The 15,097-nt window shown below is 58.6% G+C and carries 17 protein-coding genes (1 of these 17 only partly in view); 9 read left to right on the top strand and 8 right to left on the bottom strand.

Going from position 1 to position 15,097, the window contains the following annotated elements:
- Window positions 1–1,198: the 5' portion of a tyrosine--tRNA ligase gene (gene tyrS / locus J3P89_RS02560; RefSeq protein ID WP_305498438.1), read on the bottom strand. Its footprint begins 2 nt before the window's first position; only the first 1,198 of its 1,200 coding nucleotides appear in the window; its start codon is at window positions 1,196–1,198; the stop codon is cut by the window's left edge — 1 of its three bases falls inside, at window position 1.
- 211 nt (window positions 1,199–1,409) lie between these two features.
- Between tyrS and J3P89_RS02555 the strand changes: the two genes are divergently transcribed.
- Entirely contained in the window at window positions 1,410–2,828 is a 1,419-nt protein-coding gene (locus J3P89_RS02555) for a peptidoglycan DD-metalloendopeptidase family protein (RefSeq protein WP_434658078.1), read from the top strand.
- Window positions 2,829–2,831: 3 nt separating this feature from the next.
- The gene (locus J3P89_RS02550) at window positions 2,832–3,923 is read left to right on the top strand and encodes an anhydro-N-acetylmuramic acid kinase (protein WP_434696650.1); all 1,092 of its coding nucleotides are present in this window, start codon (window positions 2,832–2,834) and stop codon (window positions 3,921–3,923) included.
- A gap of 68 nt (window positions 3,924–3,991) precedes the next feature.
- Here J3P89_RS02550 and erpA read toward each other — a convergent pair whose 3' ends face one another.
- Both erpA and argC read right to left on the bottom strand, forming a co-directional pair.
- Complete coding sequence (gene erpA, locus J3P89_RS02545) at window positions 3,992–4,342, bottom strand: iron-sulfur cluster insertion protein ErpA (RefSeq protein ID WP_003177727.1); 351 nt, start codon at window positions 4,340–4,342, stop codon at window positions 3,992–3,994.
- Between the two features lie 149 nt (window positions 4,343–4,491).
- Entirely contained in the window at window positions 4,492–5,526 is a 1,035-nt protein-coding gene (gene argC / locus J3P89_RS02540; protein WP_305498436.1) for an N-acetyl-gamma-glutamyl-phosphate reductase, read from the bottom strand.
- Between the two features lie 134 nt (window positions 5,527–5,660).
- Here argC and hemJ point away from each other — a divergent pair, with 134 nt between their 5' ends.
- The 6 genes from hemJ to coq7 all read left to right on the top strand — a co-directional run bounded on the left by hemJ (window position 5,661) and on the right by coq7 (window position 10,080).
- A complete protein-coding gene (gene hemJ, locus J3P89_RS02535) occupies window positions 5,661–6,092 on the top strand; it encodes a protoporphyrinogen oxidase HemJ (protein WP_305498435.1) in 432 nt (143 codons plus the stop codon).
- Between the two features lie 34 nt (window positions 6,093–6,126).
- Window positions 6,127–7,095 (top strand): NAD(P)H-dependent flavin oxidoreductase, encoded by a 969-nt coding sequence (locus J3P89_RS02530; RefSeq protein WP_434696649.1) that lies wholly within the window; start codon window positions 6,127–6,129, stop codon window positions 7,093–7,095.
- A gap of 39 nt (window positions 7,096–7,134) precedes the next feature.
- Window positions 7,135–8,091, top strand: a complete 957-nt coding sequence (locus tag J3P89_RS02525; protein WP_434571454.1) for a DUF805 domain-containing protein — start codon at window positions 7,135–7,137, stop codon at window positions 8,089–8,091.
- A gap of 62 nt (window positions 8,092–8,153) precedes the next feature.
- Entirely contained in the window at window positions 8,154–8,939 is a 786-nt protein-coding gene (locus tag J3P89_RS02520) for an SDR family NAD(P)-dependent oxidoreductase (RefSeq protein WP_434696648.1), read from the top strand.
- A 79-nt stretch (window positions 8,940–9,018) separates the two neighbouring features.
- Entirely contained in the window at window positions 9,019–9,357 is a 339-nt protein-coding gene (locus tag J3P89_RS02515) for a histidine triad nucleotide-binding protein (RefSeq protein ID WP_305498431.1), read from the top strand.
- Between the two features lie 75 nt (window positions 9,358–9,432).
- Entirely contained in the window at window positions 9,433–10,080 is a 648-nt protein-coding gene (gene coq7 / locus J3P89_RS02510; protein WP_305498429.1) for a 2-polyprenyl-3-methyl-6-methoxy-1,4-benzoquinone monooxygenase, read from the top strand.
- Between the two features lie 98 nt (window positions 10,081–10,178).
- Here the strand turns inward: coq7 and speD are convergent, their stop codons facing one another.
- Both speD and J3P89_RS02500 read right to left on the bottom strand, forming a co-directional pair.
- Window positions 10,179–10,973 carry an adenosylmethionine decarboxylase gene (speD, locus tag J3P89_RS02505; protein ID WP_434571448.1) on the bottom strand — a complete coding sequence of 265 codons (795 nt, stop codon included), beginning with the start codon at window positions 10,971–10,973 and terminating at the stop codon, window positions 10,179–10,181.
- 239 nt (window positions 10,974–11,212) lie between these two features.
- Entirely contained in the window at window positions 11,213–11,635 is a 423-nt protein-coding gene (locus J3P89_RS02500) for an OsmC family protein (protein ID WP_008061600.1), read from the bottom strand.
- Window positions 11,636–11,872: 237 nt separating this feature from the next.
- On the opposite strand from J3P89_RS02500, the gene crp reads away from it, so the two are divergent.
- Window positions 11,873–12,517 carry a cAMP-activated global transcriptional regulator CRP gene (gene crp, locus J3P89_RS02495; RefSeq protein ID WP_434627751.1) on the top strand — a complete coding sequence of 215 codons (645 nt, stop codon included), beginning with the start codon at window positions 11,873–11,875 and terminating at the stop codon, window positions 12,515–12,517.
- Here the strand turns inward: crp and J3P89_RS02490 are convergent.
- The 3 genes from J3P89_RS02490 to trpD are packed head-to-tail and all read right to left on the bottom strand — an operon-like array spanning window position 12,514 to window position 15,093.
- A complete protein-coding gene (locus J3P89_RS02490; protein WP_434696647.1) occupies window positions 12,514–13,206 on the bottom strand; it encodes a lipoate--protein ligase family protein in 693 nt (230 codons plus the stop codon). The genes crp and J3P89_RS02490 overlap by 4 nt on opposite strands.
- A gap of 4 nt (window positions 13,207–13,210) precedes the next feature.
- Window positions 13,211–14,047, bottom strand: a complete 837-nt coding sequence (trpC, locus tag J3P89_RS02485) for an indole-3-glycerol phosphate synthase TrpC (RefSeq protein WP_434696646.1) — start codon at window positions 14,045–14,047, stop codon at window positions 13,211–13,213.
- A complete protein-coding gene (trpD, locus tag J3P89_RS02480) occupies window positions 14,044–15,093 on the bottom strand; it encodes an anthranilate phosphoribosyltransferase (protein WP_434696645.1) in 1,050 nt (349 codons plus the stop codon). Before trpD ends, trpC begins: the two co-directional genes overlap by 4 nt.
- Window positions 15,094–15,097: the final 4 nt, after the last annotated feature.

The raw sequence follows: 15,097 nt of genomic DNA, 5'->3' as shown, positions 1-15,097 counted from the left end.
ATTCGGATTTGAGCGTAATACGTGCGAAAGCCTTCTTGCCGGCCTGACACACATGAGTGGAGCCGAGCTTATATATAAAGGTACGATCCACGACCTCACCATCTATACGCACGCCGCCCGAACCCAAGAGGTCTCGCGCCACCGCAGCATTCTTGACCAAGCCCGCCTTATTCAGAACCGCCGCAATCGGCATATCCTCGGCAGCAGTCAATTCGATCTCCGGCAGGTCATCCGGCAGCTCGCCATCCTTCATGCGATTACCCGCCGCGCGATGAGCGTTGGCCGCAGCCTCTTCCCCGTGGAAACGGGCAACGATCTCTTCGGCCAGCTTGATCTTGATGTCACGCGGATTAGCGCCCGCCTCCACATCGGCTCGGAAAGCATTGATCTCATCCATGGAGCGGAAGCTCAACAACTCGAAATAACGCCACATCAGCACATCAGGAATGGAAACCAACTTGCCGTACATGACGCCCGGCGCCTCCTGGATCCCGACGTAGTTGCCCAGCGACTTGGACATCTTCTTCACGCCATCCAGACCTTCCAGCAATGGCATGGTCAGGATGCACTGAGCCTCTTGTCCGTAGCCGCGCTGCAGCTCACGCCCCATCAGCAGGTTGAACTTCTGATCGGTACCACCAAGCTCGACGTCCGCACGCAATGCGACCGAGTCATAACCCTGCACAAGCGGGTAGAGGAACTCATGGATGGCGATTGGCTGATTGGTTGTATAACGCTTGTCGAAATCGTCGCGCTCGAGCATGCGAGCTACGGTGTATTGGGAAGTCAGGCGTATGAAATCCGCCGGCCCCATCTGATCCATCCAGGTGGAGTTGAAAGCCACTTCGGTCTTGGCCGGGTCAAGAATCTTGAAGACCTGAGTCTTGTAGGTCTCGGCGTTGTCGAGAACCTGCTCACGAGTCAGCGGAGGACGCGTGGCACTTTTGCCGCTCGGATCACCGATCATGCCGGTGAAGTCGCCTATAAGGAAGATAACCTGATGCCCCAGGTCCTGGAATTGACGCAGCTTATTAATAAGCACGGTATGCCCCAGGTGCAGATCGGGCGCCGTCGGGTCGAAACCGGCCTTGATACGCAGCGGCTGCCCGCGTTTGAGCTTTTCGATCAGCTCGGACTCGACCAACAGTTCTTCCGCACCACGTTTGATCAGCGCTAGCTGCTCTTCAACCGACTTCATAACAGACCCGCAAGGCTCAGATTCAAAGGGCCCCAACCATACAAGATCGCGCACCAAATACAAGGTTTGCCAGGTGCACGGACGCCAATCCCATAGACAGAGCGTCCGCGGGCTTGCTTCGCAGGGGTTTTGGTTATATTTTATACAGTTATTTCATCTTCATCATGTCATTCATCTTTTCCAATGCATCTTTTCAAAAGTCAAATTACCTATGACCACCGAACCGTCTAAAGCGCCGCCGCTTTACCCAAAGACCCACCTGCTCGCCGCAAGTGGTATCGCCGCCCTCCTTAGCCTGGCGCTCCTGGTATTTCCTTCCAGCGATGTCGAAGCCAAAAAGACGACTCTGAGTCTTGAACTGGAAAGTCCCGCTGAACAACTGACACAAGAACAAGACGCCGCCGAAGCCGTTCAAGCCACAAACGAACCGGCCGCCTCGCCTTTTGCGCAGATTGAAGAAAGCGCGAAAGACACTGCAAACGCCACCGCACAGGTAGAAGCTCCTGTTGCAGAAGAGAAGAAAGGACCGGACCACCGTGAAGTGATTGTTGCCAAGGGCGACACACTCTCCACTCTCTTCGAAAAGGTGGGCCTGCCCTCAACCTCAGTCCATGAAATCCTGGCCAGCGACAAGCAAGCCAAACAGTTCACTCAACTGCAACGTGGCCAGAAACTCGAATTCGAACTCAATCCAGACGGGCAGCTGACCAACCTGCACACCAAGCTGAGCGATCTGGAAAGTATCACCCTGACCAAAAACGAAAAGGGTTATGTATTCAACCGCGTCACCACCAAACCTACCGTGCGCTCCGCCTATGTTCACGGCGTCATCAATAGTTCGCTGTCCCAGTCGGCCGCCCGCGCCGGCCTTTCCCACAGCCTGACCATGGACATGGCCAGCGTGTTTGGTTATGACATCGACTTCGCGCAGGATATTCGCCAGGGCGACGAGTTCGACGTCATCTACGAACAGAAAGTGGTCAATGGGAAAAGCGTCGGCAACGGACCGATCCTTTCCGCGCGCTTCACCAACCGCGGCAAGACCTATACGGCGGTGCGCTACACCAACAAGCAGGGCAACAGCAGCTACTACACCGCTGACGGCAACAGCATGCGCAAGGCGTTTATCCGTACTCCAGTCGACTTCGCCCGCATCAGCTCCAGGTTTTCCGCAGGCCGCAAGCATCCTATCCTGAACAAGATCCGCGCCCACAAAGGCGTCGACTACGCAGCTCCGCGCGGCACGCCCATCAAGGCTGCCGGCGATGGCAAGGTACTGCTGGCCGGCCGTCGTGGCGGTTATGGCAATACCGTGATCATCCAGCACGGCAACACCTACCGCACGCTGTACGGCCACATGCAAGGTTTCGCCAAGGGCGTGAAGACCGGCGGCTCCGTCAAGCAAGGCCAGGTTATTGGCTACATCGGCACGACTGGCCTGTCCACCGGCCCGCACTTGCACTATGAATTCCAGGTCAACGGCGTTCACGTCGATCCGCTCGGCCAGAAGCTGCCGATGGCCGATCCGATTGCGAAATCCGAGCGCACCCGTTTCCTGGCTCAGAGCCAGCCTCTGATGGCTCGCATGGATCAAGAGAAAGCCACCCTGCTGGCTTCGAGCAAGCGCTAAGCCATGGCGCTCTATATCGGTGTGATGTCCGGGACCAGCCTGGATGGCCTGGATATCGCGCTGATCGAACTTGCCCCGGCGATCAAATTGATCGCCACGCATTACATACCCATGCCCACGCCCCTGCGCACCGAGTTGCTTGCACTGTGCAGCAGTGGGCCCGATGAGATCGCCCGCTCCGCCATCGCCCAGCAGAACTGGGTAAAGCTGGCCGCGCAGGGCATCCATACCTTACTCGACGAACAGAAGCTCAAGCCTGAAGACGTCACCGCGGTTGGCAGCCACGGCCAAACCATTCGCCATGAACCGGCCCGCGGATTTACCGTGCAGATCGGCAACCCGGCACTCTTGAGCGAATTGACCGGCATCACCGTTGTCAGCGATTTCCGCAGCCGTGATGTCGCCGCCGGAGGACAGGGGGCGCCTCTGGTTCCGGCATTTCACGAAGCACTGTTCGAAGAACGAGTCGGTCCTCGTGCAGTGCTGAATGTCGGCGGCTTCAGCAATCTGAGCCTGATAGAGCTGGCAAAACCCGTATCAGGTTTCGATTGTGGCCCAGGCAACGTATTGCTGGATGCGTGGATATACCAGGAGCGAGGCGAGCCTTTTGATCGTGACGGCCAATGGGCAGCCAGCGGAAAAGTAGAGCCGACTTTGCTCAAGACGTTGCTTGGAGACCCCTTCTTTGTAACCAAGGGCCCGAAAAGTACCGGACGAGAAGTATTCAACCTGTCCTGGCTGACCCGTCATCTATCGCAATTGCCAGCCTTCGCCCCTGAAGATGTGCAGGCGGCACTACTTGAACTGACTGCCCTGACCATCGTCGAATCACTCCAGCATGCCCAGCCGAACACGCAGGAGCTGCTGGTCTGCGGCGGTGGCGCACACAACCAGACACTGATGAAGCGCCTGGCTGACTTGCTACCAGCTACCAAAGTCAGCAGTACGGCAGTGTACGGCGTGGACCCGGATTGGGTTGAAGCCATGGCCTTTGCCTGGCTCGCCCATTGCTGTCTTGAGGGTATTCCAGGCAACCGTCCAAGTGTCACTGGGGCCCGTGGCCCGCGCGTACTCGGCGCCATTTATCCGGCCTGAGATCAATAATCGCGGACAAAAAAAACGCCGCAGGGCCGTAAGGCTCTGCGGCGTTTTTATTGAAGCGATCAGATCGAAAACGAAGAACCGCACCCACAAGTTGTGGTGGCGTTAGGATTCTTGATCACGAAGCGCGATCCTTCCAGGCCTTCCTGATAATCCACCTCGGCACCCGCCAGGTACTGGAAGCTCATCGGATCGACCACCAGGCTGACGCCTTCGCGCTCGACGATGGTGTCATCCTCGGCCACTTCCTCATCGAAAGTGAAGCCGTACTGAAAACCTGAACAACCGCCGCCCGTCACGAACACGCGCAGCTTCAAACGATCATTGCCCTCTTCATCGACCAGGCTCTTCACCTTGTGCGCGGCACCGTGGGTGAATTGCAAAGCCGTGGGGGTGAAGGTTTCGACGCTCATGCTGAATATCTCCCGGCGCTTACGCCGCCATAATGCGTGATGGCGGGCATTATCCGCTTCTCCGACAAAATTGGTCAACTATTTGCGCAGCAGCTGTAAGCCGCAAGCTATAAGCCACGGGCTCGTAGCTTACAGCCTGCATCTCTTAATCAAGGCAGCATCCCAGCGTGGGACAGGCCCAGCCGCTCATCCAGCCCGAAGAGGATGTTGAGGTTCTGTACCGCTTGGCCGGAAGCGCCCTTGACCAGGTTGTCGATTACCGACAAGACCACGACCAGGTCGCCATCCTGGGGGCGATGCACAGCGATCCGGCATACGTTCGCGCCGCGGACACTGCGGGTTTCCGGATGGCTGCCAGCCGGCATCACGTCGACAAACGGCTCATCGGCATAACGCTTCTCGAACAGCGCCTGCAGATCCACGGAGCGATCGGTCACGGTGGCGTAGAGGGTGGAATGGATACCACGGATCATGGGCGTCAGGTGCGGCACGAAAGTCAGGCCGACGTCCTTGCCTGCCGCGCGACGCAACCCTTGGCGAATCTCCGGCAAATGACGATGCCCCTTGACCGCGTAGGCCTTCATGCTCTCCGATGTTTCGGAGTACAACGAGCCAACGCTGGCACCTCGACCGGCGCCGCTGACGCCCGACTTGCAGTCGGCGATCAAGCGCGACGCATCGGCGAGACCGGCCTCCAGCAAAGGCAGGAATCCCAACTGCGTCGCGGTCGGATAGCAACCCGGCACCGCGATCAGCCGTGCCTGCCTGATTTTTTCACGATTGACTTCCGGCAAGCCGTAGACCGCCTCGTCCAGCAGTTCCGGTGCGCCGTGGGGCTGACCGTACCACTTGGCCCATTCGTCTGCGTCCTGCAGACGGAAGTCTGCCGACAGGTCAATGACCTTGGTTCCCGCGGCCAGCAGCTCACCCGCCAGAGCGTGGGCGACACCATGGGGGGTGGCGAAAAACACTACATCGCAGGCCCCGAGGGTCTTGACGTCAGGGACGCTGAACGCCAGGCCGTCATAATGGCCCCGCAAGTTCGGATACATGTCGGCGACGGCCAGGCCGGCCTCGGATCGGGAGGTAATGACCACCACCTCAGCTTGCGGATGCTGTGCCAACAGACGCAGCAGTTCGACACCGGTGTAACCCGTGCCGCCGACGATACCGACCTTGACCATGAACCTGCCCTCAACGAACCACTGGAAAGCCGTCGATGATAGGGCGCCCGCAGCGCTGCGACAACCGCCAAGGTGACGTGTGGCCGCGCTAACCTCTACTATCGAACCTACCGTGAACCTGGGAATAATCAAAAATGCTCTATCTATGGCTCAAAGCGCTTCACATTGTCAGCATGGTCTGCTGGTTTGCCGGCCTGTTCTACCTGCCTAGACTGTTCGTCTACCACGCTCAAAGCGAAGACAGCGTCAGCAAGGAACGCTTCTCCATCATGGAACGCAAGTTGTATCGCGGCATCATGGGCCCGGCGATGATCGCCACGCTGGTGTTCGGCATCGGCTTGCTCAGCCTCAATGCCAGCGCCTACTTCACCCAAGGCGGCTGGATGCACGCAAAGCTGACTCTGGTCGTCTTGCTAATCGGCTATCACCATATGTGCGGTGCCCAGGTTAAGCGCTTCGCCCGTGGCGAAAACACCCGCAGTCATGTCTTTTATCGCTGGTTCAATGAAGTGCCGGTCGTGATATTGCTGGCTATTGTAATCCTGGTCGTGGTCCGGCCGTTCTAATTCCAACCGCATCCATTGATCAGAGGGACCTCCAATGTCGCTGCCCGCTCTGCTTGAACAACGTCTGCGGCTGCCTGTCGTGGTCGCACCGATGTTCCTCATTTCCAATCCGCAGCTGGTACTGGCCTGCTGCCGCAACGGTGTCGTCGGGAGTTTCCCGGCGTTGAACCAACGTGAAAGCAGCGGCTTCAAGGCGTGGCTGGAGGAAATCGAAGCGGGCTTGGCGACCCTGGAAAAGCCGGCGCCCTACGCAGTCAATCTGATCGTCCATCACAGCAACCCGCGACTCCAGGCCGACCTGGCAATCTGTATCGAGCACAAGGCGCCGATCGTCATCACCAGCCTGGGGGCGGTGAAGGAATTGGTGGACGCGGTTCACGGCTATGGCGGCCTGGTATTTCACGACGTGACCACTCGCCGCCATGCCGAAAAAGCCGCCGAAGCGGGGGTCGACGGTTTGATTGCCGTTGCGGCCGGTGCGGGTGGGCACGCAGGAACCTGGAGCCCATTCGCACTGATTGCTGAAATCCGGCAGTTCTTCGATAAAACCCTGTTGCTTGCAGGATGCCTTAACCACGGCCATCAGATTCTGGCTGCGCAATTGCTTGGCGCGGATCTGGCCTACTTCGGAACGCGTTTTATCGGCACGACGGAAAGTCACGCGTCCGACGCTTATAAAGAGATGTTGCTCACATCCAGAGCCGCGGACATCGTGCATACTCCCGCAGTGTCCGGGGTGCCGGCCAGTTTCATGCGGCAGAGCCTGGAAAGTGCCGGCTTCGACCTGGCTGCTCTGCAAGGCAAGGGCGTGGCGGATGCGGGGGCGAAACTCAAACCGCTCAATGATGAAGCCAAGGCCTGGAAGACCGTATGGTCCGCCGGCCAGGGTGTAGGTGACATCAATGATTTGCCCGGTGTCGATCAATTGATCGCACGCCTGGATGAAGAATACCGGCAGGCGCAAGCCCTAGCGACACAACTTGGCGGCCATTGGCCGCGCTGAACCCACAATAAACCAACCAGAAAGACAAGGATGCCAGGCATGAGCGAAAACCGTTTCAACATTGTATTCGACGGGGCCCTGCTGCCAGGCGTAGATACCACTACCGCCAAGCTCAACCTCGCCGAACTGTTCAAAAGTGATGTGAGCGCCATTGAACGACTGTTCAGCGGTCGCAAGGTGTCCCTCAAGAACAACCTGTCCCAGAATGAAGCGCAACAGTACCTGGACGCGCTTCATAAAAGCGGCATCGATGCACGAATCGAAGCCGAACCGTCCATCCAGCTCAATCTCGGCGAAATCCAGGAGCAGCCGGGCGGCCGCCAGCCGGACTCTGTGATCGATCCTGTTTCTCCTTATGCGCCTCCACGGGCAGCAGTGGGTGAAACATTCGCCGAGTACGGCACGCTCAAACCCTTCAGCTTCGAGGGACGTATCGGACGCCTGCGCTACCTGGCCTGGACCATGGTCCTGACCCTGGCCATGCTGCCGTTGGTAGGCCTGGGCTTCTGGGTCGCCACGAACTGGCTGCTCGCTTCCGACTCGATAGCCGGGTTGGTCGTCGGTGGTCTGATCGCTGTAGTCGTCGTGCTTGCCTTCGCGTTCGTGAGCATCCAGTTCAACGTCCAGCGTCTGCATGACCTCGGCTGGTCGGGGTGGTTGTGGCTGATCAACCTCGTGCCATTCGTGGGCAGCATCTTCCCGTTCATTCTCATCATCGCCCCAGGCAATACCGGCGCCAACCAGTACGGCCCACCACCGCCGCGCAATACCACGGCGGTCAAGCTGCTGGCGTCGCTGTGGCTGGTGATGATCGTCCTGATTTTCGTGGCCACCTTCGCCGGCATCTTCGGTGCTCTCCAAGAGGACTTCGATAGCGGTGCCTCGAGCAGCTACGAAAGCAGCGAATACAGTGACCAGACCAGCGAAGAACCGGCCGTTGATGCAGCCGAGCCCGCCTCGCCTTCTGTAGACTACGAAGAAGAAGAGGAACAATAGGCCCGCTTCATGCCAGTGACAGCCCGGTCCACTGGCGGCGGGCTGTTGCGATGGAGAACTGCATGACCCGTTACGCCCTGATCACTGGCGCTTCCAGCGGAATCGGCCTGGCCCTGGCTGAAGCACTGGCCCGGCGCGGGCGCAACCTGATACTCGTGGCGCGACAGCGTGATCGACTGGAAAGTATTGCGATCGAACTGACCCAGCGATTTGGCGTGGAAGTATTGTTCCGGGCTTGCGACCTGAGCGAGCCCTTGCGGCTTTCAGGTTTCCTGCTGGAACTGGAAGAAGGCGAACGCCAGATCGACCTGCTGGTCAACTGCGCCGGCATCGGCACCTTCGGCCCGTTCCTGGGCCAGGACTGGATGACCGAGCAGGACCTCATCGAAGTGAATATCCTGGCCCTGACCCGCCTCTGTCACGCCGTAGGCAACAGCATGGCGCTGCATGGAGGCGGCCAGATCCTGAACGTCGCGTCGACTGCCGCATTCCAACCGGGCCCCTGGATGAGCACCTACCACGCCAGCAAAGCGTACGTATTGCACTTTTCCGAAGCCCTGCGAATCGAGCTGAAGAAATGTGCGATCAAAGTCTCGGTACTTTGCCCTGGCCCGACCCGCACCGGTTTTTTTGCCGAGTGGCAACGGGACGAGAAGCCCAGCGACGATAAGAAGCTGATGAGCCCTGAAGAGGTTGCGCTGTACGCTGTCCGCGCGCTGGACAGGGACCGGGCCATTATCATTCCCGGACGCCGCAATCGCTGGATCGCCGCCCTGCCCCGACTCGGGCCGCGCTGGCTGGTGCGAATTCTCAGCGGCATGTCCAATAAAGCCTACTGTCCACGCTAGATTTGCGGATGGTTAACCCAGGCTTGCCAACCGAGCCTTCAATACACTCGACCTCAAACAACCCAACGGAGCAGCAGCCGTGGACACTCTGTTTACCAAGATCATCAACCGGGAAATTCCGGCCAGGATCATTTATGAAGACGATCAGGTTCTGGCTTTTCACGACATCGCCCCCCAGGCTCCAGTGCATTTCCTGGTGATTCCGAAAAAACCGATCCGCACCCTCAATGACCTGACCGAGGAAGACAAAGGGTTGGCCGGACATATCCTGTTTACCGCCCAGCGCCTTGCGCTTGAGCTGGGCTGTGAGGAAGGCTTCCGCGTGGTGATGAACTGCAATGAACTTGGCGGGCAGACCGTCTATCACATTCATATGCACGTGCTGGGGCAGCGCCAGATGAACTGGCCACCGGGTTGATACCGCTGACCCAGCGCAAATCTTCAGCAGCCGATTGGGTTAAACTGGCTGCCGTGATTTTTTCCGGAGGTAAGCATGACTACCCAACGTCACTACTCGCCCATTGACCGCCTGCTGCTGCAAGCCGATACCGCGATGCGCACGCTACTGCCCTTCAGTGGCCAGCCGTACCGTCCGTCGCCGGCAATCGTGCAGCCGGACGTACAGATGAGTGACGAAGAGACTCGCCATGTCGCGGGCCTGATGCGTATCAACCATACCGGTGAGGTTTGCGCCCAGGCTCTGTACCAGGGCCAGGCGCTGACGGCAAGATTGCCGCAGGTACGCGAGGCGATGGAGCATGCCGCCGAAGAAGAAGTCGACCACCTGGTCTGGTGCGAGCAGCGCATTCGCCAATTGGGTAGCCATACCAGCGTCCTGAATCCGTTGTTCTACGGGATGTCATTCGGCATCGGCGCGGTGGCCGGACTGATCAGCGACAAGGTCAGCCTGGGTTTCGTCGCGGCAACCGAACATCAAGTGTGCAAGCATCTGAATGAGCACCTGGAGCAGTTGCCGGCCGAAGATGAAAAGTCCCGGGCGATTCTTGAACAGATGCGCAAGGATGAAGAACAGCATGCCGAAAGCGCTCTCGATGCGGGGGGTTTTCGTTTCCCGGCTCCGGTGAAATTCGGCATGAGCCTGTTGGCGAAGGTCATGACCAAGAGCACCTATCGGATCTGACCGCGATACGGAGCCTGTCCCACAGACATATCGGCTTTCCCAGAACTGAAAAAGGCGACTACCGCACAGGTAGTCGCCTTTTTTTGTAGCCTTGATCTTCAGCGCGGCATGTTGCGCGCGTAGAAAATCTCCAGCATCTCGTGCTTCACACGCTCTTCCACCTGGCCACGCTGCTCAACGGACAGGTTGCTGGTGGCATCACCGAACAGGTAGTTGTCCAGCTCGAAGTCCTTGAGCAGCATTTTGGTGTGGAACAGGTTTTCCTGGTACACGTTCACGTCGGTCATCTGATACGCGTCGCGAGTGTCTTCGGAGAGATAGTTCTGGATCGAATTGATCTCGTGATCAATGAAGTGCTTGTGGCCTTCCACGTCCCGTGTGAAGCCACGCACACGGTAATCCACGGTCACGATGTCGGAATCGAATTGGTGAATCAGGAAGTTGAGTGCCTTGAGCGGTGAAATGACGCCACAGGTCGACACATCGATGTCCACTCGGAACGTTGCAATACCGTCCACCGGATGGATCTCCGGATAGGTATGTACCGTGATGTGGCTCTTGTCGAGGTGGGCCAGGATAATTTCAGGCAACGGGCCCGGGGACTCTTCGATCTGGCTTTCGGTCGGTGTCACCGGCTCTTCCGAGATCAGAATGGTCACGCTGGCGCCTTGGGGTTCATAGTCCTGACTGGCGATGTTCAGGATGTTGGCACCAATGATATCGACAACTTCCGTGAGGATCTGCGTGAGGCGCTTGGCGTTGTACTCTTTATTGATGTACTCGACGTAGGCCTGCTGGTCTTGCGGGGTTTCCGCATAGCAGATGTCATAGATGTTGAAGCTCAAGGTCTTTGTCAGGTTATTGAACCCATGGAGCTTGAGTTTGCTTTTCACCGTTTGAAAACTCTCTGTGTATTGCGGCCCGGCCGCGTGATCAAGCATGCCCGTCAGATGCGAACGACGCACCTGCGTAGGACGGTTAACACCTCTTCGCGATGGCGATTTTGGTTGTCTGTCCAGGCAATGGATCAGCCCGCGAGCCGATCATTGCCCTGAAAAAAGTGGCGCATTATGCAGATGTCGGCTTCTGACCGCCAGAGCTTGCACTGCATTTGTGATGGTTGGATGTCGATTCAACCCAACTCGATGATTTCATAATCGTGAGTGATTTCAACACCGGCAGCACCGAGCATGATCGAGGCCGAGCAGTATTTCTCGGCGGACAGCTCAATGGCGCGCTTGACCTGGGCTTCCTTCAGTCCACGGCCTTTGACCACGAAGTGCATGTGGATCTTGGTAAACACTTTCGGATCCTCTGTCGCGCGCTCGGCTTCAAGGAACGCTTCGCAACTTTCGACGGCCTGGCGTGACTTCTTGAGAATGCTGACCACATCGAAGTTGCTGCAGCCGCCGACACCGAGCAAGAGCATTTCCATTGGCCGGACACCCAGGTTCCGACCGCCGGCATCCGGTGGGCCGTCCATGACGACCACATGACCACTGCCTGATTCACCGAGGAACATGGCTTCGCCAGCCCATTGGATGCGTGCCTTCATCGCCAAGACTCCACTGTTCAAAAAAAGGGGGCGCCAGCTTAGCACAGCGCCCGTTGATGGCAGCGGGATGCCGGATGCCTCTTACGCCAGCGCCTGTAGGTAAATTCTCGAATCTATTACGAATGCCTCTGTTAAGCTGCGCCATCTCGCTGGCGTATGGCCAGCTTTTGGCGATAACCATTCGCCCTCACCCAAAAAACCAAACCACCACACCGCGCAGTCTTTCGGGATACAACCATGGTTGCCATTACTCCCACGTCCAAGATCAAGAACCTCGACAAACTCTTGATGCATTGCCAGCGTCGCCGCTACCCCGCCAAGCACAACATCATTTGCGCAGGCGACCGCTCCGATACGCTGTTTTTCATCATCAAGGGCTCCGTCACTATCCTGATCGAGGACGATGACGGCCGGGAAATGATCATCGCCTACCTCAACTCCGGGGATTTTTTCGGCGAACTGGGGTTGTTCGAGCAGGCGGGCAAGGAGCAGGAGCGCAGTGCCTGGGTGCGAGCCAAGGTCGAATGTGAAGTGGCGGAAATCAGCTATGGCAAATTCCGAGAGCTGTCGCAGCAGGATCCGGACATTCTTTACGCCCTCAGCGGACAAATCGCGCAGCGTCTGCGCAATACCACCCGCAAAGTCGGTGACCTGGCGTTCTTCGACGTGACCGGTCGCGTCGCCCGCTGCCTGCTGGAACTGTGCAAGCAGCCCGACGCCATGACCCATCCGGATGGTATGCAGATCAAAGTGACCCGTCAGGAAATCGGCCGCATCGTTGGCTGCTCCCGAGAGATGGTCGGACGCGTGCTCAAGGACCTGGAAGAGCGCGATCTGGTCAGCGTCAAAGGCAAGACCATGGTCGTGTTCGGGACGCGCTAAAAGCTGCTCAACAGTTCCCGGTAGAGCGCCTCGAGCCGTTCCAGCGCATGAGGCGCCGGGAATTTCTCATGCAGGGCAATGTGGCTTTCGGCACGCACTCGCTGCTCCAGGCCACACGCCTCGTTGAACCGATTGACCGCCGCAACCATGGAATCGCGCTCGTCATCCAGCAATAGGGCGCCATGCACCAGACCCACCGGCCTCTGGCCGCCCTTGCTTTGCCGCCAGCGCTGGGCGGTACCGACCATTTTTCGGCCGTCCAGATTGACGTTGAAGCGCCCATCACAAAACGCGCCTTCCACTTCACCAAGGGAAGCCACCCCGCCCAGCTCATCGAGCAACTGGCAGATCGGATCGCACAGACGCCGATAAGCAGTCTCGATCCGGCCATGGTCACCTTCACTTCGCGGTGGCGCATAGACCAGCGCGATATTGACCGTAGCGCCCGATTGAGGCACTGGCTCGCCACCGGTTTCACGCAGCAGCACCGGCCAGCCGCTTGCAGCCGATACCTCACAGGCGAGTTCAAAACCTGGCAGGCGACTCAAGCGACGCGGCATGACCAGGGCACGATCGCTGGGTTGCCAGAACAGCAAGCCAGATTCAGCGTCACCGGCGCAAACGCTGGCCAGCAGATCCTGTTCGGCCTGCAGGCCGCTTTCAACCGTGAAGGCAAGGGCTGAAGGCATCGATTCAGTCCAGCGTCGAGCCGGTTACCGGAACGCCGCGCTCGGGGAAAAACAAGCGCTGCAGTTCTGTACCCGGGCTTTCGGCCCGCATGAAAGCCTCGCCAACCAGGAATGAATACACATCGCTGACTTCCATCAACTCGACATCGGCTCGGTTGAGAATGCCGCTCTCGGTGATGACCAGGCGATCGCGCGGAATTCGCGGCAACAGGTCAAGAGTGGTTTCCAGGCTGACTTCAAACGTATGCAGGTTGCGGTTATTCACGCCGACCAGCTTGGTATCCAGAGTTTTCAGGGCGCGCTCCAGCTCGTCGCCGTCGTGGACTTCCACCAACACATCCAGGCCCACCTCTTTAGCGACTGCTGCCAGCTCGGCCATTTTCACGTCATCCAGGGCGGAAACGATCAACAGCACGCAATCGGCACCCAAGGCCCGCGCCTCGACGATCTGGTACGGATCGATCATGAAATCCTTGCGGATCACCGGCAGCTTGCACGCCGCCCGCGCCTGTTTTAGATAGTCATCGGCGCCTTGGAAAAAATCGACGTCGGTGAGCACCGAAAGGCAGGTCGCACCGCCCTTCTCGTAGCTCCTGGCGATGTCGGCGGGGACGAAGTCCTCACGGATCACACCTTTGCTGGGGGACGCCTTCTTGATTTCGGCGATGACTGCAGGCTGCTTTTTCTTCGCCTGATCGATCAGCGCCTGGGCAAAGCCGCGAGGCGCGTCTGCTGAACGTGCGAGACCTTCCAGCTCGGCGAGGCTGACCCGGGCCCGGCGCTCGGCCACTTCTTCAGCCTTGCGAGCCAGAATGTTTTCCAGAACCGTTGGCACGCTCATCCTTCATTCTCCACTTTGAATACGGCGGTAAACGCGCCCAATTCTTCCAGTTTTTCCCGGGCCAGGCCGGTGTGCAACGCATCATGAGCGAGCTCGACACCTTGCTTGAGGCTGGTGGCGTGATCGGCGGCATACAACGCGGCGCCCGCGTTGAGCATGATCATTTCCGCAGCCTTCTGGCCATTCTCGGTTTTACGCCGCCCCAAGGCATCGCGGATCAACTCAAGTGACTGAGCTGGCCCATCCACCGCCAGTCCATGCAGGCTCTGGCTCTTCATGCCGAGGTCTTCAGGTTCGACCCAATATTCGGTGATCTGATCATTTTTTAGCTCGGCCACGAAAGTGGGCGCCGCCAGGCTGAATTCATCCAGGCCGTCTTTTGAATGGACGACCAGCACGTGCCTGCTACCTAAACGTTGCAGGACCTCTGCCAATGGCCGGCACAGCGCCTGGCTGAACACGCCGACCACTTGATGCTTCACACCGGCCGGATTCGTAAGCGGGCCGAGCATGTTGAACAGCGTGCGCAAGCCCAGCTCGCGACGCGGCGCCGCGGCATATTTCATGGCGCTGTGGTGGGTCTGGGCAAACATGAAGCCGATGCCGACGCTATCGATGCAACGAGCCACCTGGACCGACGTCAGGTTGAGGTAGATACCGGCGGCTTCCAGCAGATCGGCGCTGCCGCTCTTGCCCGACACCGCACGATTGCCATGCTTGGCGACGGTGCAGCCGGCCGCCGCAACGACAAATGCCGAGGCGGTGGAAACGTTGAAGATATTGGCTCCGTCACCACCGGTCCCGACGACATCCACCACACCATCAAGGGTCTTGAGTTCGACCTTGTCCGCCAACTCGCGCATGGTCGTGACCGCACCGACAATTTCGTCGATGCTCTCGCTCTTCATGCGCATGGCCATCATGAACGCGCCAATCTGCGCGTCCGTGCACTGGCCAGTCATGATCTCCCGCATCACGTCGCGCATCTCGTCGGTGCTCAGGTCGAGCTGGCCGACGATACGGTTCAGGGCTGTCTTGATGTCCATGGAG

The sequence above is a fragment of the Pseudomonas sp. Z1-14 genome (assembly GCF_051132005.1).
In the GTDB taxonomy this organism is placed as follows: domain Bacteria; phylum Pseudomonadota; class Gammaproteobacteria; order Pseudomonadales; family Pseudomonadaceae; genus Aquipseudomonas.
This window is presented reverse-complemented; position numbering and strand designations above follow the sequence as displayed.